Annotated in this window: 21 protein-coding genes and 1 tRNA gene; 10 read left to right on the forward strand and 12 right to left on the reverse strand. The window is 46.0% G+C overall.

Features of this window, described 5'->3' with window-relative positions:
- Window positions 1-139: 139 nt before the first annotated feature.
- From pncB to M3085_RS02545, 7 genes are all read right to left on the reverse strand, one after another.
- Entirely contained in the window at window positions 140-1,312 is a 1,173-nt protein-coding gene (gene pncB, locus M3085_RS02515; RefSeq protein ID WP_178255695.1) for a nicotinate phosphoribosyltransferase, read from the reverse strand.
- An 11-nt stretch (window positions 1,313-1,323) separates the two neighbouring features.
- Window positions 1,324-2,001 carry a cell division ATP-binding protein FtsE gene (locus M3085_RS02520; RefSeq protein ID WP_249052215.1) on the reverse strand — a complete coding sequence of 226 codons (678 nt, stop codon included), beginning with the start codon at window positions 1,999-2,001 and terminating at the stop codon, window positions 1,324-1,326.
- 6 nt (window positions 2,002-2,007) lie between these two features.
- Window positions 2,008-2,619: a bifunctional phosphoribosyl-AMP cyclohydrolase/phosphoribosyl-ATP diphosphatase HisIE gene (gene hisIE / locus M3085_RS02525; protein WP_178255697.1), complete on the reverse strand. Its 612-nt coding sequence runs from the start codon at window positions 2,617-2,619 to the stop codon at window positions 2,008-2,010.
- 27 nt (window positions 2,620-2,646) lie between these two features.
- Window positions 2,647-3,399: an imidazole glycerol phosphate synthase subunit HisF gene (gene hisF, locus M3085_RS02530; RefSeq protein ID WP_249052216.1), complete on the reverse strand. Its 753-nt coding sequence runs from the start codon at window positions 3,397-3,399 to the stop codon at window positions 2,647-2,649.
- Window positions 3,400-3,403: 4 nt separating this feature from the next.
- Window positions 3,404-4,123: a 1-(5-phosphoribosyl)-5-[(5-phosphoribosylamino)methylideneamino]imidazole-4-carboxamide isomerase gene (gene hisA, locus M3085_RS02535; protein ID WP_178255699.1), complete on the reverse strand. Its 720-nt coding sequence runs from the start codon at window positions 4,121-4,123 to the stop codon at window positions 3,404-3,406.
- A gap of 12 nt (window positions 4,124-4,135) precedes the next feature.
- On the reverse strand, window positions 4,136-4,726 hold the full coding sequence (gene hisH, locus M3085_RS02540; RefSeq protein WP_178255700.1) for an imidazole glycerol phosphate synthase subunit HisH: 591 nt from the start codon (window positions 4,724-4,726) through the stop codon (window positions 4,136-4,138).
- A gap of 73 nt (window positions 4,727-4,799) precedes the next feature.
- Window positions 4,800-5,735, reverse strand: coding sequence for a tetratricopeptide repeat protein (locus tag M3085_RS02545; protein ID WP_204500845.1), 936 nt, complete (start codon window positions 5,733-5,735; stop codon window positions 4,800-4,802).
- 369 nt (window positions 5,736-6,104) lie between these two features.
- On the opposite strand from M3085_RS02545, the gene M3085_RS02550 reads away from it, so the two are divergent.
- The 10 genes from M3085_RS02550 to M3085_RS02595 all read left to right on the forward strand — a co-directional run bounded on the left by M3085_RS02550 (window position 6,105) and on the right by M3085_RS02595 (window position 15,936).
- Window positions 6,105-6,452 carry a PadR family transcriptional regulator gene (locus tag M3085_RS02550; RefSeq protein WP_178255702.1) on the forward strand — a complete coding sequence of 116 codons (348 nt, stop codon included), beginning with the start codon at window positions 6,105-6,107 and terminating at the stop codon, window positions 6,450-6,452.
- On the forward strand, window positions 6,449-7,498 hold the full coding sequence (locus tag M3085_RS02555) for a PspC domain-containing protein (RefSeq protein WP_178255703.1): 1,050 nt from the start codon (window positions 6,449-6,451) through the stop codon (window positions 7,496-7,498). Before M3085_RS02550 ends, M3085_RS02555 begins: the two co-directional genes overlap by 4 nt.
- Window positions 7,499-7,548: 50 nt before the next feature.
- Entirely contained in the window at window positions 7,549-8,718 is a 1,170-nt protein-coding gene (gene purT / locus M3085_RS02560; RefSeq protein WP_204500854.1) for a formate-dependent phosphoribosylglycinamide formyltransferase, read from the forward strand.
- A 282-nt stretch (window positions 8,719-9,000) separates the two neighbouring features.
- Window positions 9,001-9,603: a porin family protein gene (locus M3085_RS02565; RefSeq protein WP_178255705.1), complete on the forward strand. Its 603-nt coding sequence runs from the start codon at window positions 9,001-9,003 to the stop codon at window positions 9,601-9,603.
- Between the two features lie 264 nt (window positions 9,604-9,867).
- Window positions 9,868-10,059, forward strand: coding sequence for a type II toxin-antitoxin system HicB family antitoxin (locus tag M3085_RS02570; RefSeq protein WP_178255706.1), 192 nt, complete (start codon window positions 9,868-9,870; stop codon window positions 10,057-10,059).
- A gap of 24 nt (window positions 10,060-10,083) precedes the next feature.
- On the forward strand, window positions 10,084-10,881 hold the full coding sequence (locus M3085_RS02575; protein ID WP_191710391.1) for a UDP-2,3-diacylglucosamine diphosphatase: 798 nt from the start codon (window positions 10,084-10,086) through the stop codon (window positions 10,879-10,881).
- Window positions 10,878-11,993, forward strand: a complete 1,116-nt coding sequence (locus M3085_RS02580; protein ID WP_249052217.1) for a glycosyltransferase family protein — start codon at window positions 10,878-10,880, stop codon at window positions 11,991-11,993. Before M3085_RS02575 ends, M3085_RS02580 begins: the two co-directional genes overlap by 4 nt.
- 316 nt (window positions 11,994-12,309) lie before the next feature.
- Window positions 12,310-12,771: a hypothetical protein gene (locus tag M3085_RS02585; RefSeq protein WP_191710388.1), complete on the forward strand. Its 462-nt coding sequence runs from the start codon at window positions 12,310-12,312 to the stop codon at window positions 12,769-12,771.
- Window positions 12,772-12,917: 146 nt separating this feature from the next.
- A complete protein-coding gene (locus tag M3085_RS02590; RefSeq protein ID WP_249052218.1) occupies window positions 12,918-14,990 on the forward strand; it encodes an RNA degradosome polyphosphate kinase in 2,073 nt (690 codons plus the stop codon).
- Between the two features lie 22 nt (window positions 14,991-15,012).
- A complete protein-coding gene (locus M3085_RS02595; protein WP_178255711.1) occupies window positions 15,013-15,936 on the forward strand; it encodes a Ppx/GppA family phosphatase in 924 nt (307 codons plus the stop codon).
- Window positions 15,937-16,059: 123 nt separating this feature from the next.
- Here M3085_RS02595 and M3085_RS02600 read toward each other — a convergent pair.
- The 5 genes from M3085_RS02600 to M3085_RS02620 all read right to left on the reverse strand — a co-directional run bounded on the left by M3085_RS02600 (window position 16,060) and on the right by M3085_RS02620 (window position 20,911).
- Window positions 16,060-16,132: transfer RNA gene (locus M3085_RS02600), tRNA-Thr, on the reverse strand.
- Window positions 16,133-16,460: 328 nt separating this feature from the next.
- Window positions 16,461-17,333 (reverse strand): aldose 1-epimerase family protein, encoded by an 873-nt coding sequence (locus M3085_RS02605; RefSeq protein ID WP_249052219.1) that lies wholly within the window; start codon window positions 17,331-17,333, stop codon window positions 16,461-16,463.
- A gap of 275 nt (window positions 17,334-17,608) precedes the next feature.
- Window positions 17,609-18,802, reverse strand: coding sequence for a pyridoxal phosphate-dependent aminotransferase (locus M3085_RS02610; RefSeq protein WP_178257421.1), 1,194 nt, complete (start codon window positions 18,800-18,802; stop codon window positions 17,609-17,611).
- Window positions 18,803-18,983: 181 nt separating this feature from the next.
- Window positions 18,984-19,685, reverse strand: a complete 702-nt coding sequence (locus tag M3085_RS02615) for a Bax inhibitor-1/YccA family protein (RefSeq protein ID WP_178257422.1) — start codon at window positions 19,683-19,685, stop codon at window positions 18,984-18,986.
- Between the two features lie 11 nt (window positions 19,686-19,696).
- Complete coding sequence (locus M3085_RS02620; RefSeq protein ID WP_249052220.1) at window positions 19,697-20,911, reverse strand: bifunctional 3,4-dihydroxy-2-butanone-4-phosphate synthase/GTP cyclohydrolase II; 1,215 nt, start codon at window positions 20,909-20,911, stop codon at window positions 19,697-19,699.
- Window positions 20,912-20,921 lie beyond the last annotated feature (10 nt).

Here is a 20,921-nt window from a genome sequence, read left to right on the forward strand (position 1 = left end):
ATCTATTCATCTCTTCTTTTTTATTTTAACGCTGCAAAGGTAAACATTCTTTCGATACAATCAAATAAAATGAAAGTTTTTTATCCGATTTAACTACAAATTCACATAACAACACCGCTGATTGGAATTATTCGACATTTTATTCGCCTTCTATCCTTAATTCGTGCAAACAGGCTTCCACTTCACTGATACTTCCCATGTGTTTACCCATATCGTCTGACAATTTAACACATTCACGCCATTCTTGGTTCAGATTCATCTTACAGCGCGACAGTTTCATCACGATATTTGAAGGCTGATAACCGGTATCGTTCGTCAGGTTGGTACCGATACCAAATGAGCAGCGTATTTTCCCTTTACAATATTCATAGATGCTCAATGCTTTTTCAAAATCAAGCGCATTGCTGAAGATGATAGTCTTTGTGGTAGGGTCAATGCCCAGCTCTTTATAACGTGCTATCAGGCGTTCGATAAACTCAAATTCATCGCCGGAATCACAGCGGACACCGTCGAACAGCTTTGCCTGTTTCCTGCTAAAGTTACTCAAAAAAGAGTCTGAAGTATAAGTGTCCGACAGTGCCGTACCTAAATCACCATCGTAAACATTCACCCAGTTTTCCAAAGCCATATAATTGGCATGTTTATACCCGAACTGCGCTCCGTGGAACATAAACCACTCGTGCGGATGCGTCCCCATCGGTTTCATATCGTACTTCATGGCAAAGTAACAGTTTGAAGTCCCCGTACAGAAACGGGCGTGTTCCTTCAAATAGGCAACAACGATATCGTGTACCTCAAACGAAAAACGACGGCGTGTTCCAAATTCAGAAAAGAGCATTCCATGATTGTTCGACAAAACAATCTTCCCTTCCAATTTTTCCAAGATACTGTGCTTATCCGGTATCCTATTCAGGAATTGATTCTTTATTTCGGATATGATAGCCAGCAAAGGAACTTCATAAAGGGTTACTTTATACAGATAGTCGGTTACCTCCATGTGCAGATGGCGGTTTTCATCCAAATAAACCTCAATTTTCTGCGGATCGAAGCGGAACGAAGAAAGCCACTCCCAATACACACGAGGCAAAAAACGGCAATGGCTGCACATGTATTCCAATTCTTCCTCTGTCAACGCCACCAACTTCAGGTTCTGAATTTCATTTCTCAAAGCATTCAGAAAGCCTTCCGTATATTCGGTTTCATCGCGGTCTTTAAAAGAAAACGTTCCTACCGCATACGGAAACAATTTGATATAAGCATACGAAGTGGTAAACTTATATAAATCTGTATCTAAAATAGTTTTTATTACCATAAATATTTCTATTAGGAACTGATCTTTACCATTCGATGATTTTCACAACGGAATACCTCGCCGGGGTATTCTGAAAGCAGATTCAAATTATGGGTTGTCATGATGATGGCAGACCCTTGGCTGCATATCTCACGCAGCAATTCCACAATCCGGCATCCGGTTTCTACGTCCAAATTGCCGGTCGGTTCGTCTGCCAGTATAATTTCAGGCTTGTTCAAAATAGCGCGCGCAATCACGATTCGCTGCTGTTCACCTCCCGAAAGTTCGTTGGGCATTTTATATCCTTTATTGCTCATGCCTACCTGCTCCAGCACCTCGTTGATTCTTTCATCGATTTCGGTGCGGTTTTTCCATCCGGTTGCTTTCAACACAAATGCAAGGTTCTCGTATACGGTTCGGTCGGTAAGCAACTGGAAGTCTTGGAAAACGATTCCCAGCTTACGGCGCAAAGGCGCTATGTTCTTATATTTAATGGTACGCATGTTATACCCCAAAACCCATGCTTCACCTTCGCATACGTCCAATTCGCCATAAATGGTTTTCAGGAAAGTGGATTTTCCGCTTCCCACTTTCCCGATTATGTAAACAAATTCGCCTTTGTGCAGTTCGAAATCTATATCGCACAGGATTCCCAAGCCCTGCTGATTAATCGACACATTTTTATAGGAGACTAACGGTTGTTCTTCCATGCGTTATCAGTGTTTTTTCCAGTTTTCGCTATGGCGTTCTTTCAGCTCGCGCGCCAAATCTTCAATGCGATACCCCTTCGATGTCAGCAGCACAATCAGATGGTAAAGTAAATCCGCTCCTTCGTAAATCAGCCGTTCATCGGTTCCGTTACAAGCCTCTATGATGGTTTCTACGGCTTCTTCGCCAACCTTCTGTGCCATTTTGTTTACCCCCGACTTAAACAGGCTGGTGGTATACGACTTTTCGGGCATCTCAGCGTGGCGTTTGTCGATGAAGTCTTGCAGTTCTTTCAAGAACATGATGTCTTGCTCGTTTTTCTCTCCCCAACAAGTATCTGTTCCCGTATGACAGACCGGACCTTCGGGATGTACCTTTATCAACAAGGTATCCTTATCGCAGTCTGCCTGAATCGAAACCACGTGCAGGAAGTTCCCGCTTTCTTCGCCCTTCGTCCACAATCTGTTTTTTGTGCGGCTGAAGAAGGTTACCTTACCTGTTTCTACCGTCTTGTCATACGCTTCTTTGTTCATAAACCCCAGCATCAATACTTTCTGGGTATAATTATCTTGGATTATCGCCGGAACAAGTCCGTTCATTTTTTCAAAATCAAGTTCCATATTCTCTTTATATTGCTTTACATCATATTATCGTATATTAATTCCTTCGCTGCGCAGGTAAGCCTTTAATTCAGGGATGGGTATTTCCCCGAAATGGAAGACGCTGGCAGCCAGTGCAGCATCCGCCTTGCCCTCCAAGAATGCGTCGCGGAAATGTTCTTTCTTCCCGGCGCCGCCCGAAGCGATTACAGGGATGGTAAGGCTTTCACTCAATTCAGCCAAAGCAGCATTGGCATATCCGTTTTTCACGCCGTCATGATCCATGCTGGTAAACAGAATTTCTCCCGCTCCTCTGTCGTTTACTTCTTTTGCCCAATCCATCAGGTAACGGTCGGTTTCCAGACGTCCGCCGTTCAGATAGCATTTCCATCCTTGCGGAGTTTGGCGTGCATCAATAGCCACCACACAGACCTGCGAGCCGAAATATTTGGCTATATCATTCACCAACTGCGGATTACGGATTGCCGCTGAATTGACCGAAACTTTATCTGCCCCTGCATTCAGCAGGCGGTCGACATCTGCCAGCTCGCCTATTCCTCCGCCTACCGTAAAAGGTATGTTGATTTCGGCGGCAATACGGCGTACCAAGTCGGTAAACGTTTTGCGTCCTTCGTGGCTGGCGGTTATATCTAAATAAACCAGTTCATCGGCTCCTTGTTCGCTGTACATCTTGCCCAGCTCCACGGGGTCGCCTGCCTCGCGGAGATTGACAAAGTTTGTTCCTTTCACCGTCTGTCCGTCTTTTATATCCAGACAGGGGATAATTCGTTTCGCTAACATATATTTATATTAATGAGCTGAGTTCTTTCAACGTGATACGACCTTCGTAGAGGGCTTTGCCGAAAACCACAGCCGGGATTCCCGCCGCTTCCAAAGCCAATATATCATCCAGCCGGCTTACTCCGCCGCTGGCTATCAGGTGCAGCTCCGGATGCGCCTCCATGATTTGCTTATACAGGTTTACGGAAGGTCCTTCCAGCATACCGTCGCGACTGATGTCTGTACAGAGTACCTTCTTTACACCTTTATTTATATAGTCTGCCAAAAAAGGCATCAATTCTTGCGTACTTTCTTCCTTCCAGCCGTTCACGGCTATTTTGCCGTTCTTCGTATCGGCACCCAAGATGATTTTCTCGCTTCCGTACATGCCGAGCCATTTGTCGAACAGTTCCGGGTGTTTAACCGCCACACTGCCCAGCGTAACCATCTGCGCCCCGTTGTCGAAAGCAATTACCAAATCTTCATCGCTCTTGATGCCCCCGCCGAAATCAATTTTCAGCGAAGTCTGCCCGGCTATACGGTCAAGCACCCGATAGTTTACCACGTGCTGCGAAGCCGCACCATCCAAATCGACCACATGCAGGCGCTGGATGCCGTACGCTTCAAATTCTTTCGCCACCTCTACCGGATTTTCATTATATATTTGTTTGGTATCGTAATCGCCCTGCGACAGACGGACACATTTTCCATCAATCAGGTCGATAGCCGGAATCAGTTCTATCATAGTGTTATCGGTTTAGAGATTTAAAAAATTAGAAAGGATGCGTTCGCCTACCTTCCCGCTCTTTTCGGGATGAAACTGCGTGGCATAGAAATTATCTTTATGCAACGCTGCGCTGAAAGGCAGGATATAATCGGTTACGGCTGCCGTATGGACATTCACCGGAACGTAGTAACTGTGTACGAAATAAACGAACTCTTCTTTCCCGAACCCCCGAAACAGCGGGCTGCATGTCTGCCCTATCGTGTTCCATCCCATGTGAGGCACTTTATCCTCATGCTTCTTCGGGAGGAAACGGCACACATCGGTATCGAAAATACCCAGACAGTCGGTATCTCCCTCTTCCGAATGGCGGCACATGAGCTGCATCCCCAAGCAGATGCCCAGTACGGGTTGTTTCAAGTCTTTTATAAAAAGGTCAAGTCCGTTTGCCCGCAAGTGGTTCATGGTGGTTTCCGCCTCGCCCACTCCGGGAAAAATAATCTTGTCAGCCTTCAGCAACAGTTCCTTGTCCGATGTAATGACAGGCTCCACTCCGAGCCGCCTCAACGCATAGTCAACCGAAAAAAGGTTGCCGGCGTTATATTTGATAATAGCTACTTGCATTCCGTCAATTCATTTTTTGCAAAAATAACGAATTATACGTTCACACCAAGAATCTGTAACAAAAAGTTTCCTTTCAGCCATTCTTGGCTTCGTAATTCTTAAAATTCCCCGTTATCAGGTTTTCGCTTTCGGGGTTCAGTTCGATGGCTCGCTTCAGGTCGGCAGCGGCTTTTTCCTTATCGCCTTTCAGCAGATAAACACGTCCGCGCTCCTGATACAGGCGGGCGTTATCTTCCATCAGTTCCATCGCTTCGGTATACGTATCAATCGCCTTGTCAAAGTCTTTTTGCAAGAGGAATATCCCTGCCTTCAGCAAGTAACCTTCTTCGTGGAAAGGATTCAGCGATATTACGTGGTCGATGCCTTGCAATGCCGCCTCCACATTACCTAACGCCGCGTCTATTTTTCCGTTCAGCAGCAGAGCTTCTTCACTGTCGGGGCTCAGTTGCAGCACTTTCTGTATGTCTTCTTTCGCATCTTTCGCCTGACGCATCTCCCACAAGATTTCGGCGCGCAGCAGGTAGGCGTTGATAAACCCGTCATCCTGCACGAGGGCTTTGGTCAGCAACACAACTGCCTGCAAGTCGTTTTTCAATCCTTTAGCAGCACGTGCCGACTGGTAATACACGGTGGCGTTTTTGTCGTCTAAAGCAAGCGCTTTCTGGCAAACATCGTTCATGGTTGCATAGTCTTCCTGCATATAACATACGTTGGCAAGCGCCAGCCATGCACTCAGGTTCGTAGCGTCTTTTACAGTCAGCCGCTCCAACGTGTGGCGGGCGTCTTCCAAACGTCCCGTCTGCAAATAAGCGTTAGCCAGCAGCCCCAGAGTTTCCGGTTCGTCGTTCAGCGCAACGGCACTCTCGAAACATTTAATGGCGTAGGCAAGTTGCCCCATGTTCCGTGCGCGAATCCCATCGTATTTTAGTATTTCAAAATTTTTCTCGTCTTGTCCGGTCTGATTTCCATCTGTTTTACTTCCCCCGAACAGGGATGATAATAAACCCATAATAATGAAGTATTTATAGTCTGTTCAAGCATTGTCCTCCACCCGTTTGCCATACCGTGAAACCGGCTGTGATTTTGCCTTGCAAAACACTACCGCAAGAAACCCTCATCCCATGCGGATAAGTTCCTCCTTTCTTCCCATAGCGTTGGTTAACGCTACGGGTAGAATTTTTCAGGTTTCAAAACCAAGCTAAGCAACATTAAAACAGGCTGTTAGTTCGTACTGCGTACAAATATACGATTTCGTGCGCACAAAGGCTTGCTCCTTGCAGCTTTTTTTGTTAAAAACATCAAAAATAAAGTATTATGCAATACAAGGTATTTAAATAAAACATATATTTGTGCCATACAAACAATTATTGAAATACAAATGAATGTAGACAATGTAAAATCACAGATGCGTAAAGGGATGTTGGAATACTGCATTCTTTTACTGTTACACCGGGAGGCATCCTACGCTTCGGATATCATCATGAAGCTGAAAGAAGCCAAGCTGATTGTGGTAGAGGGTACGCTTTATCCGCTGCTCACCCGGTTAAAAAACGATGGACTCTTGTCGTACGAGTGGGTGGAATCGACACAGGGGCCTCCCCGCAAGTACTACCAACTGACGAAACAAGGCGAAGAATTTCTCTCCGAACTGGAAACTGCTTGGGATGACCTTTCGGATACTGTAAATCACTTAAGACAAAAACTTCTAACAGCTAACATATTATGAAAAAGACACTGACAATCAATTTGGGCGGAACCGTTTATAACATAGATGAGGATGCCTATGTTTTACTGGATAATTACCTGAATAACCTGCGCTATCATTTCCGCAAGCAGGAAGGGGCGGATGAAATTGTGCGCGACATAGAAACACGCATCGCCGAACTGTTTAACGAATGTATCCGCGACGGGAAGCAGGTGATAACGATAGAGATAGTGGAGAGCGTGATAGCCCGCATGGGTAAACCGGAAGATTTAAATGATGAGGCGGACGAGGAACAAGAGAAGAAGGATACCGACAAAAACATATCGCGCCGGCTGTTCCGTAATCCGGACGACCGCATACTGGGCGGTGTGATTTCGGGTATCTCGGCTTACTTCGGATGGGACCCCACATGGGTGCGTATCATACTCATTGTGTTCGGATGCTTCGTTCACGGACTGATACTGGCTTACCTGATAGCTTGGATTGTCATCCCGATGGCGCAGACGGCTACCGAGAAGTTGCAAATGCGCGGCGAACCGATCAATGTAACCAACATCGGCAAGACGGTGACGAACGGATTTGAACGCGCCAACGAGTTTGCACATTCCGACAAGCCCCGCTCGTTTCTCCACCGCTTGGGCAATGCTTTTGTGGCGGTCATCGGATTCTTGCTGAAGCTGTTTCTGATACTCGTAGCCATTTGTTGCGCCCCGGCATTGTTGGTAGGGCTGATTGTTTTGTTCGCACTGCTTATGGCTGCTACAGGCATACTGGTAAGCATCCCGGCAGCTTTTTATAACACCCTGCCTTACATTGACTGGAATCTGATTGGCAACTCGCCGACTATCGCCATCACCATAGCTGTTTGCGGACTGCTGGCTATCGGTATCCCGGTGGTAGGACTGCTGCAACTCATCCTGCAAGGTTTCGGTAAGTGGAAACCCATGTCTACCTCAACAAAGATTATCCTTATCCTGCTTTGGTTTATAGCGATGGCGGTGGGAATAATATTCTTGCTTCAAGCTCCGTTTTTCGAATATTCTTATTTCCCCGCCCTATTCACTTGATGCTTTCAATTTAAAAGGTTATCTTTGCCAATACCAAACTAAAAACGAATATGACTAAGAAAATACTTTTGCTGGGTTCCGGCGAGTTAGGAAAGGAATTTACCATTGCCGCACAACGTTTGGGGCAATACATCGTAGCTTGTGATTCATACGCGGGCGCTCCTGCCATGCAGGTGGCAGACGCTTGCGAGGTGTTCAATATGTTAGACGGCGAAGCGCTCGACCGCGTTGTAGAAAAATACCATCCGGACATCATAGTCCCCGAAATCGAAGCCATACGCACCGAACGGCTTTACCATTTGGAAAAAGAGGGAATTCAGGTAGTGCCGAGTGCGCGTGCCGTTAATTTCACCATGAACCGCAAGGCTATCCGTGATTTGGCTGCCAAAGAGCTGGGACTGAAAACGGCAAAATATTTTTATGCCACTTCGTTGGAAGAGCTGAAAGAAGCGGCTGAAAAGATTGGCTATCCGTGTGTAATCAAGCCGCTGATGTCTTCATCGGGAAAAGGGCAGTCGGTAGCCAAAGGGCCCGAAGACCTGCAATACTCATGGGATTACGGATGCAGCGGTAGCCGTGGCGACATCAAGGAACTGATTATCGAAGAGTTTATCCAGTTCGACAGTGAAATTACATTGCTTACTGTTACTCAGAAAAATGGGCCTACGCTGTTCTGCCCTCCTATCGGTCACGTTCAGAAGGGTGGCGATTACCGCGAAAGCTTCCAGCCTGCACACATTGCTCCCGAACATTTGGCGGAGGCACAGCGCATGGCTGCCAAAGTAACCGAGGCACTGACGGGATACGGGCTGTGGGGCGTAGAGTTTTTCCTGAGCCACGATAAGGGTGTTTACTTCTCTGAACTTTCTCCGCGTCCGCACGACACCGGCATGGTTACGCTTGCCAATACGCAAAACTTAAATGAGTTTGAACTACATCTTTACGCCGTATTGGGCTTACCCATTCCGGGCATTACCCAAGAACACATCGGGGCAAGCGCTGTCATCCTGTCGCCGATAGCAAGCAAGGAAACGCCGCGCTACCGTGGCGAAGAGCTGGTTTGCTCGCAACCCAACACGTATTTGCGTATCTTCGGCAAACCGTTTACCAAACTGAACCGCCGCATGGGTGTGGTAGTTTGTTACGACAAGAACGATGGCGACCTCAACGCATTGCGCGAAAAATGTAAAAAGCTGGCTTCGAAGATAGAAATCTATTAAACCCGGATATTGTCCTTCTTTTATTAAGACAGAAAGGCACGAGCGGCAGAGATATGCAGTTCGTGCCTTGTTTTTTATCCTGCCGTCCGGTGTGCCGTTTTTATGTAAATTTGTTCTTTTAATACATTTATTAATCAAGCTATCAAACAATTCGCTACTTTTGTTGTTAGCAAAAAAATAGAAACGAACCTTTCAAAAACAACAGAAAGGTAGCCCCTGCGTTTCGCGCAAATAAAAAACAATAAGTCTACCGGGGAAGGACTGAAACTAAAACAAACAAAAATGAAAAAGGTATTACTGACATTGATTATGGGAATGTTTGCGGTAGCAGGCTTCTCACAGCTGAGATGGGACGTGAAGTTCGGCATGAACTTTGGGAACATGACCAAGTTGGACAACTCAAAAGTATTGCCCGGATTTACAGCGGGTATAGGTATGGATTATGAGTTTAACGAACATTGGGCTTTTCAGCCGGGGCTGATGGTTACCTCTAAAGGTTTCAAATACAAATTTGAGGGAGAGAAGTTTACAGCCCGGCCTATTTACTTGGATATCCCTTTAACGGCTGCCTACAAATTCCCCATTACAGATGATGTGAAATTTGTTGTTAACGCCGGTCCTTATTTAGGTATCGGGGTAGGCGGCAAATCGAAACTGCACATTGACAATGCGAAAAGCAACAAAATGTTTGCCGACGACGGAATGAACTGGAAACGCTTCGACTTGGGTATCCAGTGGGGTGTAGGCGTAGAACTGGGAGAACACTACCTGATAAACATCACCGGACAAAACGGATTTATCACACCGTATCACTTTGACAACGATTACGACGGTGACAAACCCCGTAACATGAACTTTGCAATCGGTGTAGGATACCGATTCTAACCGTTGAGACGGCAAAAAAAGACACATTGAGTTTATGCAAAAACATAAGCGGTAAAGACAGGTAACTCTACCGTATGCGTTACCGAACACATGCGGATGCGTTAATGAAAACATCCGCATGTGTTTTTTACTTATAATCAGAAGGCTTTGGAAGGCATGATTCGTCTTCCGAAGCCTTTTTTCATAGAAACGTAATAACGAATACACGGGTTTGAAACACAAATTGATGACCTTTGGGCAGATTTAAATTCAACATGTATAGCTATGGAAGTTATTGCTGGAAAATACGTAGTAGAATGTTTGCCCGGAGGAGAGTATTACGCTTACCTGCTGGAGCATGAACAGTGTTTTGCTTACGGCGAAACGGTGGAAGATGCCATCGAAAACGTAGAGCTGATGGCAGAAGAATTTCTGTACGAAATCTCTTCGATGTACACGCTTGAAGACATGGCATAATGCGGTTTCTTAATCTGTAAAACTATGGAACAAAGACCTTATTACCGAACGGTGGTTTTATCGGACATCCATTTGGGAACAACCCACTCGAAAGTAAACGAAGCGAGCGACTTTTTAAGCAGCGTAGACTGTGAGCGTCTGATACTGAACGGCGACATCATCGACGGATGGAACTTACAGAAGTCGGGCGTGAAGAAGTGGAAGCCGGAGCATACGCGCTTCTTTAAAATCATTATGAACATGATGGAGAAACACGGAACGGAGGTTATCTACGTGCGGGGAAACCACGATGATTTTCTGGACAGTCTGGTTCCGCTGCGTTTCGGAAACATCCAGATAGTGAAAGACTACATGCTGGAGAGCAACGGACGTTATTACTTTGTAACCCACGGCGACGTGTTCGACCGCGTGACGACGGAAATGAAATGGCTTGCCAAGTTGGGCGACATCGGATATACGCTGCTGCTGTGGCTCAACGGACTGTATAACCGTTACCGGGTGAAACACGGAAAGCCTTACTACTCACTCTCGCAAGCCATCAAGCAGAAGGTGAAAACTGCCGTATCGTATATTTCCGACTTTGAGCGTGTGCTTGTGTCTTTCGCCCGCGCACGGGAATGCGACGGCGTTATCTGCGGACACATCCATCATCCGGAGAACAGCATGATAGACGGCATTCATTACCTGAATTCGGGCGACTGGGTAGAAACGCTTTCGGCACTGACCGAAGATAATGAGGGCAACTGGCAGGTGATGTATTACTCCGATTTTGCCCTGCGCGAATCCGGTTCCAACGTATTGGCTCTAAATATAGCATCATGAAAATATTATTCATCGTTCAGGGCGAAGGGCGGGGACATCTGACCCAAGCCATTTCGTTAGAAAAACTGTTACGCGACAACGGGCACGACGTGGTCGAGATTCTGGTGGGGAAAAGCGAAGCACGGCGGTTGCCGGGGTTCTTCGTGCGCAGCATTCACGCACCCATCAAGCAGTTCACCAGTCCCAATTTCCTGCCCACGCAGGCAAACTGTCGCGCCAACCTGCCGCGCAGCGTGGTTTATAACCTGTTCAAGCTGCCCGAATACGCCGAAAGCGTTTACTTCATCCATCGGCGGATAAAAGAGAGCAAAGCCGACTTGGTAATTAATTTCTACGAACTGCTTACGGGGCTGACTTACTTCTTCTTCCGCCCGTCGGTTCCGCAGGTATGTATCGGACATCAGTACCTGTTCCTTCACCGCGATTTCGAGCTGCCCAAACAAAAACGTTGGAGCATGTTTCTGCTCAATCTTTTTACACGGCTTACTGCGCTGGGCGCGAAACGGAAACTGGCGTTGTCGTTCCATCCGATGGCAGACGACGGAACCATCCGCGTCATCCCTCCCCTGCTCCGGTCGGACGTATTTATACAAGAAGCCACCGAGGGAAACTATATCCACGGCTACCTGCTGAATGCGGGCTTTGCCCAAAGCGTGCGCCGCTGGCATAAGGAATACCCCGACGTTCCCCTCCACTTCTTTTGGGACAATTTAGAGGAAAACGATCCGGTAAAGAAGATAGACGATACGCTGTATTTTCACCAGTTAGACGATGTAGACTTCCTGCGCCGCATGGCGGGATGTAAAGCATACGCCAGCACCGCCGGTTTCGAGTCTATCTGCGAAGCAATGTATTTAGGCAAACCTATCCTGATGGTTCCGGCACACATCGAACAAGAATGCAATGCGTTCGATGCCGTAAGAAATGGAGCGGGAGTAACCGATGAAGATTTCAACTTGGAACGCCTGCTTGCTTTCTCTGAAACTTACCGTCCCAACCCCGACTTCATGCGCTGGGCTAAATCGGCAGAACATGTAATCGTAGATGAGTTAGAATATTTCTTACCTCAAAGTCAGCCGCACCACATGTATATGGTAGAAGATTTCGTATAAACACACACCAACATATAACCAACCATTGTAACCGAGACTGTTTGATTCTGCTTATCTGCCGGCATCAGACAGTCTCTTAATTTATTACAAATTATTTGCATAATCCGATTTTTTAACATAAATTGCCCTGCAAAACGAAACAACCTTTAAGTTATACACGATGATAACCGACACTCCCCCCCCATCGGGCAGTTTATCCAACCGTTGCAGCGGTTGCCTACTTTCGTGCGCTTTCCGCCGGCATCTGCCAATAGCGTGACGGTATCCTCCTATTTCTAACACGAACAAATGATATTAATCACTTAATCAAAACACTATGAATAACCGAATTACCCAAATCTACAAACAGCGTTACCTATCAGAGTTTCAAAACATATTTATCATATTTTGGGTTATAGACTTAGTAGACGGAGTTGACTACGGATTCCAAAGCGACATGTTCTTCTATGCAATAATATTCACAACTGTAGTCAGTTTTTTACTATTAATAATCTATGCAACCCAAAAAGTACGAAACGACAAACTTTTCTACGGGAAAGTAACCCCGTGGGTAGAAGTAACAGAACCGACAGGCTACATCAAAACGAAAAAAACGTTGGCACGCTGGAAAGTAACCTACTATTTGTCGCTCTACGCCGTAATGCCTGCCATCCTTTTTTACCTATATTATCAAGGCAGCCCTTACGAGGAACTTTTACATGGAATCGTAACAACGATATTCATGATATGGCTGATCGCCGGATTTGTTCTTTTCTTCAATGGGGATGAAGATGCTTAAAACAATACACCATACGAATGAGAGCCTGTTAAACCCGAAACCTAATGATTTAGGCTTAACAGGCTCTTAAAAACAGAAAAAAGGGAGATTTTGAAATCCTTTTGTAACATAAAATGCTTTTCTTTGCAAAAAAGTACGAATTTGTTATGGTACAGAAGAAAAAACAAGAGACTTATTACCTTGAAAGGGATATCAGTTGGATGTATTTCAACCGACGTATTTTGCAGGAAGCCACGCGCACTCACGTGCCTTTATTGGAGCGTATGTCTTTTTTAGGCATTTACTCGAATAACTTGGATGAATTTTTCAGAGTACGCATGGCTACCCAAAACCGCATAGCCGAATGTGGCGACCGTGCGGCCTCGCACGAAAGAGAACATGCGATGAAGCTCATCAAGCAAATCAACAAGCTGAACTCCGGCTACATGAAAGAGTATGAAGCCACGGTTCATCAGATTACGCAGGAATTACGGAAAGAAAACATTTACCAAATCACAGATAGCGAGATTACTCCCGAACAGTTGGAGTTTATCCGTTCGTACTACAAAAAGAACCTGAGCGGACTGATGATTCCGGTGTGGTTTTCGGCGGTCAAACTGCTCGACAGTGAAAACGATGAAAATATCTATCTGGCAGTAAAAGTTAGCCGGAAATCGCCTAAAGCTCAATCGGACTATGCGTTTATGGAACTTCCCGTCAATGTATGCGGACGCTTCGTGCGGCTTCCGGATTCGGATGGAAAGAGTTACCTGATGTACTTGGATGACGTAGTGCGCTGCTGCCTGCCGTTAGTATTCGAAGGCTTGGGCTACACCGAATTTGAAGCCTACGCCTTTAAGTTTACACGCGATGCGGAAATGGAAATCGACAATGACCTGCGTACAGGTACGCTCCAGAAGATATCGAAAGGCGTAAAGAGCCGCAAACGGGGCGAACCGCTGCGTGTATTATACGACAGTGAGATGCCGAAAGACCTGCTGAAACGTGTATTGAAGAAATTAGATTTGGATACGCTGGACACGGTATTAGAAAGCGGACGTTATCAGAACCATAAAGACTTGATGCGTTTCCCCGACTGCGGACATACGGATTTGAAATATCCGGCGTGGACTCCTATCTTGAAGAAAGAGCTGGACGGCCCGGACAGTATCTTAGAAAAGATTCGCCAGCAAGACCGTTTCATCCACGTGCCTTACCATAATTTCGACTCTTTCATCCGGGTTCTTCAGGAGGCGGCTGTAAGCAAACAAGTGCAAAGCGTGAAGATAACGCTGTATCGGTTGGCTAAAGAATCGAAAGTAGTCAAGGCGTTGATAGCTGCGGCACGCAACGGAAAGAAAGTCACGGTTGTCATCGAACTGTTGGCACGCTTCGACGAGGCTTCCAACATCAACTGGTCTAAGAAGATGCAAGATGCAGGTATCAAAGTAATTTTCGGCGTAGAGGGATTGAAAGTCCACTCAAAGATTACCCACATCGGCATGAAAAAAGGTCCGGACATAGCCTGCATCAGTACCGGAAACTTCCACGAAGGAAATGCGCGCATGTACACCGACTGTGTATTGATGACCGCACTCCCCCAATTAGTAAGAGAAGTAGATTCGGTATTCGATTTCATCGAACGTCCTTACAGTCCGGTACGCTTTAAAAACCTGCTTGTTTCGCCCAACGAAATGAAGAAGAAGTTCATTACGCTAATCAACGACGAAATAAAGAATAAAAAAGCAGGCAAACCGGCATATATCAAAATAAAAATCAACCACATCACCGACCCTATCATGGTAGAAAAGCTATATGAAGCATCGCGGGCGGGGGTAGACATTGATTTGTTGGTACGCGGCAACTGTTCGCTGGTAACGGGCATCGAAGGAGTGAGCGACCACATTCGCATCCGGGGAATCGTAGACCGATACTTGGAACATTCGCGCATCTTCATCTTCGCGGCAGGAGGTGAAGAGAAAATATTTATCGGCTCGGCAGACTGGATGCCGCGGAACTTAGACCACCGCATCGAGGTGGTAACTCCGGTATTCGACCCGGCGATAAAGGGCGAAATGAAACGAATCGTAGAATACGGGCTGAACGATACACTTCAGGGACGCATCGTAGACGGCAAAGGAGAAAACCAATTCCAAGACATCGGCGAGAATCCCCCGTTCCGTTCACAAGAAGCATTATACGATTATTATTTAGCAGAAAACGCCGGTACAGGCGAATAATCATATAAAACTACAAAACATTATGGCAAAAGATAAAGAGGATTCAGCAACGTATGCAGCCATTGACATCGGTTCGAATGCTGTCCGGTTGCTGATAAAACGAATGTCAGAGAAAGACGGAGAAATCCGCTCTTCAAAAGAAATTTTATTACGTGTTCCGTTACGCTTGGGATTTGATGTTTTTGCGAAAGGCGAAATATCGGAAAAGAAAGAAAAAAACATGATTCGCCTGATGAAAGCGTATAGCAACCTGATGGAGATTTACGGCGTGAAATACTGCCGTGCATGTGCCACGTCTGCCATGCGTGATGCCCAAAACGGAAAAGACATTATAAAACGTATTGAGAAAAAAACAGGCATCCAAATAGAGATAATCGACGGACAAGAAGAAGCGAAGATTATCTATAACAACCATCTGGAGTGCATGGAAGACCGCAAGGGAAATTACATTTATGTAGATGTGGGCGGTGGCAGTACGGAAATCAACCTGCTGTCGCAAGGTGAACTGATGTGCAGCCGTTCTTACAACATCGGTACAGTACGTATTCTGAACAATGCGGTAAAAGAAAAAGAATGGGAAAGACTGAAGAAAGACATGGCAGAGTTGGCGCAGTCGTACCCGCAAACCAACATCATCGGTTCGGGAGGAAACATCAACAAGCTGTACCGCTTGGCAGAAAAAAAAGAAAAGAAACAACTGCGCATGTTGGTAACTACACTCAGTGCCCTGCATGAAGACCTGAAATCATTGTCGGTAGAAGAACGTATGGAAAAATACAGCCTGAAACCCGACCGTGCAGACGTAATCGTTCCGGCAGGAGAAATCTTTCTGACCATAGCCAACATTATCGGGGCTACGTATATTTACGTCCCGGTAATCGGTTTGTCTGATGGCATCATCGACGACCTCTATGCGCGCAACAAAGCAACACTCACAGCAGAATAGTTTCTTACAATACCACGATAAAAAAAGACTGTCATCTCAGGATTTTGAAATGACAGTCTTTCTTTTGCTTAATCTTTAACTTATATTCATCGCAATAAAAAAAGCGCATAAATGCGCTTGTCGAGCCGAAAGCGGGACTCGAACCCGCGACTTACTCATTACGAATGAGTTACTCTACCAACTGAGTTATTTCGGCAATCTTTTCTTCTGAAAAGCGATGCAAAGATACGGCTTTATTTGAATATACAAAACGAATTTGAGTATTTTTTCTAAGAGCCTGTTTAAATTTTGCTCTGCCTCAGTTTGAGAATTGTTTTCGAGGATGTTTTTCGGCTTTTACGAGGAGGATAGCGGGCTATCTGACGAATAAAAACGGGGAAACAGACCGGAAACAAACTCAAAAAGGGGCGGATAAAAATACTTAATCGGAAAATTTAAACAGGCTCTAAAAAATCAATAGAACTCAGGGGTACAAATGAAGGCTGTCTGAAAATGAACATCCATTTCAAAACAGCCTTTGTTCTTTATTTTATCTCAATGATATATCCGCCACGGAACACCTCGCCGGGAGCAAGATGTTGTATCCAGTCTTTATCTTTGAAATCTCCCGTATATCCATGACGGTCGCAACGACCGTACCACGGTTCGATGCAAACAAACGGGGCGTTTTTACCGGGAGGAGACCATAATCCGACTACCGGCGCATCGAAATACAGGCTCAAGCAAGGTTGCTTGTCGTTATCGTAAAGCGTCACTTCTTTTACCTGACTGTCTTCCAGTATCAGTGCATCGCGGTCGAATGTATGTATGTCAATAGGAAGCAACCCGTCTGCATCGAGCATAAGCGGATAGGATTTCGACGTGTCTGCACAACCTTTTTCGGCGATAAGCAAATATCTTAAACTTTCTTTACAGTCGAAACCGAAAAAGCCTCTGCGATTTTCCGTGGGGTTGAAACCCGGATAATAAAACGCCGGATGCGCTCCTATCTGGAAATAAATATCTTCATCCGAGGGGTTGCTTACTTGCCACATTACCCGGATTCTGTTTCCTTCCAAGCGGTAACCTATTTCCAGACAGAACGGATAGGGATATTTCGCACGAGTTTCCTCGCTGTCGGAAAGGCGGAAACGAATTTCATCGGCTGTTTCGGAAATCAACTCGAAATCCATGTCGCGGGCAAACCCATGCTGGGTAAGATTAAAAGAGCGGTTGTTTACAGAATAAGTATTCTGCCATACACTTCCCACGATGGGAAACAGTACCGGAGAATGGCGTTTCCAGAAAGCCGGATCAGCCTGCCAAAGATACTCTTTGCCGTTACAGACAATGCTGCACAGTTCGGCGCCATGCGGAGAAACCTGAATGGTAAGACGGGAATTGGATAATGTCTTCATAACGAATCTTTTTAAGTTGTGTTTTCTGATACAAATTTAATCTTTTTGCGCGAATATCCAAGCCGTTTTTGTTTTCATAAACACATGCGGATGCGCTTATGAGAACATGCGGAAGCGTTGAGTGACACATGCGGATGCGCCGGACAACACATGCGGAAGCGTTCAGGCGGGGTAATCGGCGGGATGTAAACGGATAAAAAACAAGCCTTTAAACATTTCCCGAACCTGCGGAAAACATTTAAAGGCTTGTTTCATGCCCTGAGTGTGCAGGATTTTTATTTCAATCGTGCCAAAGTTTCTTTGATGCGGCGCATTGCCTCAACGATATTCTCGTCGGAAGTGGCATAACTCATACGGATGCACTCCGGTGCACCGAAGGACGTACCTCCAACACAAGCCACATGGCCTACTTCAAGCAAGTACATAGCCAAATCATCGGCATTGGCAATTACGCGGTCGCCATCTTTCTTTCCAAAGAATGAATCGCATTTCGGGAAGAGGTAGAAAGCTCCCTGCGGAACGTTTACTTCAAATCCCGGAATTTCCTTTGCCAGCTTCACAATCAAATCGCGGCGGCGTTCGAAAGCCTTGCGCATTTCTTCTACCGGAGCCTGTGTACCCGTATAGGCAGCTTCGGCTGCTTTTTGTGATACCGAGCAAGGGCCGGAGGTATATTGTCCCTGAAGTTTGTTTACTCCTTTCACAATCCATTCGGGAGCGGCGATGAATCCGATACGCCATCCGGTCATGGCGTATGCTTTTGACACACCGTTTACGATGACCACACGGTCTTTTATTTCAGCAAACTGCGCGATGCTCTGGTGTTTTCCGATGTAGTTGATGTGTTCATAAATTTCATCGGCTATCACAATCACACGTTCGTGTTTAGCCAACACGTCGGCAAGCCCTTTCAGTTCTTCCTGCGTATAAACCGAGCCGGTAGGGTTAGACGGAGAACACAATATCAGCGCACGGGTTTTCGGCGTAATGGCTGCTTCCAACTGTGCAGGAGTAATCTTGAAGTCTTGGTCGATACCTGCACGCACAATAACCGGAGTACCTTCTGCCAGTTTCACCATTTCGGGATAGCTTACCCAATAAGGAGCGGGAACGATAACTTCGTCGCCTTTATTGACAAGTGCCATTATCGTATTGCATACAGACTGTTTGGCACCGTTCGCACAACTGATTTGGGCAGCCGTATACTCCAAACCGTTTTCGTTTTTCAGCTTTGCAACGATAGCGTTACGCAAAGCAGGATATCCGGCCACGGGCGAATAACGCGAATAGTTCTCGTCGATAGCTTTTTTGGCAGCTTCTTTAATATGATCGGGCGTATTGAAGTCCGGTTCGCCAACACTCAAATTAATGACGTCTACACCTTGTGCTTTTAATTCACTACTCTTTTGTGACATAGCCAATGTTGCCGAAGGCGACAGGCTATTTAAACGGTCTGAAAGTTGATTCATTGTTTTCGCTTGTTTAGGTTGTTAATTTCCTGCAAAAGAAATCATTTTCTGTCACATATAAAAACATTTTAAGAAAATTGTCATTTTCCTTCCAAGCACCTCCCGACAAGGCATAAAAAAACGGCTCTTATGCTACATCTCCAAGCAGATGACACATAAGAGCCGTCCGAATTAATATTCTTTATTTACGGTCGCCTAAAATACGCAGCAAGTAAATGAACAGGTTGATGAAATCGAGATACAGAGTCAAGGCTCCCATAAGGGCTATTTTCTGTGTCGTTTCGTTTACCTCTATGTCATCGCCACCAAGCAATTGCTTGATTTTCTGCGAATCGTAAGCTGTAAGTCCTACAAACAGCAACACGCCCACATAAGAGATAATCATATCCATCATAGAGTTCTGCAAAAAGAGATTCACCACCGAAGCGATGATAAGCCCGATGACTCCCATGATGCAAAGACTTCCGATGCGTGTCAGGTCTTTTTTCGTTACATAGCCAAACAGCGCCATCGCACCAAAGGTTCCCGCCGTAACAAAGAAGGTGGTAGCGATAGAGCTAAGCGTGTAAACCATGAACAGTATCGACATGGTTACGCCGTTTAACACCGAATAAGCGATGAAAAGCAGGGTAGCCGTAGTAAAGCTGATGCGGTTGATGCGTGCAGACATATACATCACAAGCCCTAATTCGGCTATAAGGATTCCCCAAAACATGATGCTGTTTTGAGCTATCATCGAAATAAGCGCGTACGATTTTGCCACATACATAGCCACAAATCCGGTAATAACCAGCGCGAGAGTCATCCAAAGATATACGCTACGAAACAAAGCAGTCTGTGCCGCTTTTGCCGCATAATTTCTTACTAAATTGTTTGTTTCCATAAAGCGATGTTTTATTTATTAAAATGTAATGTATGCCCCATACGGTCTTTCTTGGTATGCAGATAACGTTCGTTATAAGGGTTAGGCGTTACTTCGATGGGAACATTCTCCACGATTTCCAAACCGTAAGCCTCCAGTCCCACGCGCTTCACCGGGTTATTGGTTAACAGGCGCATTTTATGAATGCCTATTTCGCGCAATATTTGAGCACCTACACCGTAATCTCGCTCGTCTGCCTGATGTCCCAAACAGATGTTGGCATCTACCGTGTCCATCCCTTCTTCCTGCAACTTATAGGCTTTCATTTTTTCCATCAGCCCGATGCCTCTTCCTTCTTGGTTCAGATATACTACCGCTCCCTTTCCTTCACGCTCTATCTGCTGCATGGCGCGGTGAAGCTGTTCGCCGCAATCGCAACGCATTGACCCGAAGATATCGCCGGTTACACATGAAGAATGTACCCGTACCAATACGGGTTCGTCTGCTTCGAACGAACCTTTTATCAGCGCTACGTGTTCCAAGCCATTGCTTTTCTGACGGAAAGGAATCAACCGGAAGTGACCGTAAGCGGTAGGCATGTCAACCTCTACCCCACGTTCAACCAGCGATTCTTGTTTCAACCGATACGCTATCAGGTCGGCAATCGAAATCAATTTAAGTCCGTATTCGTCTGCCAGCTTTCTCAATTCAGGCAAACGTGCCATCGTACCGTCTTCGTTCATCACTTCCATCAGAGCCGCAGCCGGATAAAGTCCAGCCAAACGAGCCATGTCTACGCAGGCTTCGGTATGTCCGGCGCGCCGAAGCACTCCCTTTTCCTGTGCATACAGCGGATTGATGTGTCCGGGACGTCCGAAGGTTTCAGGTGTCGAAGCCGGGTCAGCAAGCGCACGGATGGTTGCAGCACGGTCGGCAGCCGAAACTCCGGTAGTACAGCCTTCCAGTTTATCCACAGTAACCGTAAACGGAGTTCCCAGCACAGATGTATTATTAGATACCTGATGAGGCAGGTCGAGTTCTTCACAACGCGAAAGAGTGATAGGAGCGCAGAGTACCCCCCGGGCATGTTTCAGCATAAAGTTGACCTTTTCGGGAGTGATCAGTTCGGCTGCCACCACCAAGTCTCCTTCGTTTTCGCGGTCTTCATCGTCTACTATGATTACAAATTCTCCTTTACGAAAATCCTCGATAGCTTCTTCGATGGTATTCAGTTTGACTTTTTCCATAATTTCTGTT

Origin of the sequence: Bacteroides caecicola (assembly GCF_023337095.1) — a bacterium.
Lineage (GTDB): Bacteria > Bacteroidota > Bacteroidia > Bacteroidales > Bacteroidaceae > Phocaeicola > Phocaeicola gallinarum.

Excerpts from the sequence above, each read along its gene's own strand:
- M3085_RS02580 (WP_249052217.1), top strand. The coding sequence starts at position 10,878 with ATGAAAATATTATTCATCGTTCAGGGCGAAGGGCGGGGACATCTGACC.
- purT (WP_204500854.1), top strand. The coding sequence starts at position 7,549 with ATGACTAAGAAAATACTTTTGCTGGGTTCCGGCGAGTTAGGAAAGGAA.
- M3085_RS02545 (WP_204500845.1), bottom strand. The coding sequence starts at position 5,735 with ATGGGTTTATTATCATCCCTGTTCGGGGGAAGTAAAACAGATGGAAAT.
- M3085_RS02590 (WP_249052218.1), top strand. The coding sequence starts at position 12,918 with ATGGTACAGAAGAAAAAACAAGAGACTTATTACCTTGAAAGGGATATC.
- M3085_RS02620 (WP_249052220.1), bottom strand. The coding sequence starts at position 20,911 with ATGGAAAAAGTCAAACTGAATACCATCGAAGAAGCTATCGAGGATTTT.
- M3085_RS02570 (WP_178255706.1), top strand. The coding sequence starts at position 9,868 with ATGGAAGTTATTGCTGGAAAATACGTAGTAGAATGTTTGCCCGGAGGA.
- hisIE (WP_178255697.1), bottom strand. The coding sequence starts at position 2,619 with ATGGAACTTGATTTTGAAAAAATGAACGGACTTGTTCCGGCGATAATC.
- M3085_RS02520 (WP_249052215.1), bottom strand. The coding sequence starts at position 2,001 with ATGGAAGAACAACCGTTAGTCTCCTATAAAAATGTGTCGATTAATCAG.
- hisF (WP_249052216.1), bottom strand. The coding sequence starts at position 3,399 with ATGTTAGCGAAACGAATTATCCCCTGTCTGGATATAAAAGACGGACAG.
- hisA (WP_178255699.1), bottom strand. The coding sequence starts at position 4,123 with ATGATAGAACTGATTCCGGCTATCGACCTGATTGATGGAAAATGTGTC.
- M3085_RS02585 (WP_191710388.1), top strand. The coding sequence starts at position 12,310 with ATGAATAACCGAATTACCCAAATCTACAAACAGCGTTACCTATCAGAG.
- M3085_RS02615 (WP_178257422.1), bottom strand. The coding sequence starts at position 19,685 with ATGGAAACAAACAATTTAGTAAGAAATTATGCGGCAAAAGCGGCACAG.
- hisH (WP_178255700.1), bottom strand. The coding sequence starts at position 4,726 with ATGCAAGTAGCTATTATCAAATATAACGCCGGCAACCTTTTTTCGGTT.
- M3085_RS02575 (WP_191710391.1), top strand. The coding sequence starts at position 10,084 with ATGGAACAAAGACCTTATTACCGAACGGTGGTTTTATCGGACATCCAT.
- M3085_RS02605 (WP_249052219.1), bottom strand. The coding sequence starts at position 17,333 with ATGAAGACATTATCCAATTCCCGTCTTACCATTCAGGTTTCTCCGCAT.
- M3085_RS02595 (WP_178255711.1), top strand. The coding sequence starts at position 15,013 with ATGGCAAAAGATAAAGAGGATTCAGCAACGTATGCAGCCATTGACATC.
- M3085_RS02610 (WP_178257421.1), bottom strand. The coding sequence starts at position 18,802 with ATGAATCAACTTTCAGACCGTTTAAATAGCCTGTCGCCTTCGGCAACA.
- M3085_RS02550 (WP_178255702.1), top strand. The coding sequence starts at position 6,105 with ATGAATGTAGACAATGTAAAATCACAGATGCGTAAAGGGATGTTGGAA.
- M3085_RS02555 (WP_178255703.1), top strand. The coding sequence starts at position 6,449 with ATGAAAAAGACACTGACAATCAATTTGGGCGGAACCGTTTATAACATA.
- pncB (WP_178255695.1), bottom strand. The coding sequence starts at position 1,312 with ATGGTAATAAAAACTATTTTAGATACAGATTTATATAAGTTTACCACT.
- M3085_RS02565 (WP_178255705.1), top strand. The coding sequence starts at position 9,001 with ATGAAAAAGGTATTACTGACATTGATTATGGGAATGTTTGCGGTAGCA.